Below are 1,313 nucleotides of genomic sequence, written 5' to 3'. Positions count from 1 at the left end.
TACTTCACCGGAATCGATGTGTCCTTGAGATCCGTCTCGATTTGCGTCGTGGACGGCCGTGGCGAAGTCTGTCGGGAGGCCAAGGTCGACGCGCACGTCGACGTCATCGTCGACTGGCTGCATGCCTTCAGTCCGGAACTGAAGTCCGTCGGCTTCGAGGCCGGCGCGCTGAGCCAATACCTCACCTACGGCCTGCAGGCCGCAGGCTTCGAGGTCATCTGCCTGGAGGCCCGACGCGTGAAGAACACCCTGGACGCCATGCGTAACAAGACCGACCGCAACGACGCGCGCGGCATCGCCCAGATCCTGCGCACCGGTTGGTACAGCCGCGTGCACATCAAGAGCCTGCACAGCCATCGTGTGCGCGCACTGCTAGCCAGTCGCAAGGCGATCCTGGCGAAGTGCGTCGACCTCGAGAACGAACTGCGCGGTCTCCTGCGCGTGTTCGGCATCCGCCTGGCCCCGCGTGTGGGCCACGGATCGTTCGACGCTCAGGTGCGCCAGACCTTCGCCGATGACGAGATGCTGTCCTGCGCGCTCGTGCCGCTGCTTGACGCGAGGACCGTGCTCTACAAGACCTACCTGAAGTTGGACAACGCGGTCAAGGCGCTGACCAAGGCGGATCCGCTGTGCGTGCGCCTCATGTCAATTCCAGGCGTCGGTCCCGTGACCGCGCTGACCTTCAAGTCAGCCGTGGACGACCCGGCCCGGTTCAAGTCGTCACGTACCGTGGCAGCCCACTTCGGCCTGACGCCCAAACGGTACCAATCTGGCGAGATGGACAACCCTGGTCACATCTCGCGAGCTGGCGATGCCGATGTGCGATCAGCGCTCTATGTGGCGGCGCACTCGCTGCTCACGCGCAACGCGCAGTGGTCATCGCTGAAGGCTTGGGGAATGCGGCTGGCCAAGACACGAGGGCATCGACGGGCAGTGATCGCGGTGGCGCGCAAACTGGCCGTCATCCTGCACCGCATGTGGGTGGATGGCTCCGAGTTCCGATGGGGTTCACAGGAGCCTGTCGCCGTGAAGGCGTGACTGCGGGGGTCAGGTGCATTGACTGACGACAGGAATCGAGGATTTGAGCGTTCAGGTGTAGACGATGGTCCGGATGAAGCCGTAAGTGACTGCTGCGCCGCAAAGCGCGTCCATAAGCGTGGCTCTCCGCTCCGTCTGACCAATGCGTGCAGCGCCGACCTTCGGGCGGGACCGACTGCGTAGAGAAGCGTGAACTGCACCGAGACGTTCTGTTCGACGAAACCAAAATACCGAGATACTCTGCGCTTGACAAACTGGCCCGATCAGAGAAGCAG

At 63.2% G+C, this 1,313-nt stretch carries 1 protein-coding gene; it reads left to right on the top strand.

All coding sequences use genetic code 11. From position 1 onward, the window contains the following. A partial coding sequence (locus BM004_RS40500; RefSeq protein WP_093222611.1) for an IS110 family RNA-guided transposase occupies positions 1 to 1,038 on the top strand: 1,038 nt, incomplete at its 5' end. Between the last annotated feature and the right edge of the window lie 275 nt (positions 1,039 to 1,313).

The sequence above is a fragment of the Variovorax sp. OK212 genome (genome assembly GCF_900112425.1).
Classification (GTDB): Bacteria; Pseudomonadota; Gammaproteobacteria; order Burkholderiales; family Burkholderiaceae_C; genus Variovorax.
This window is presented reverse-complemented; position numbering and strand designations above follow the sequence as displayed.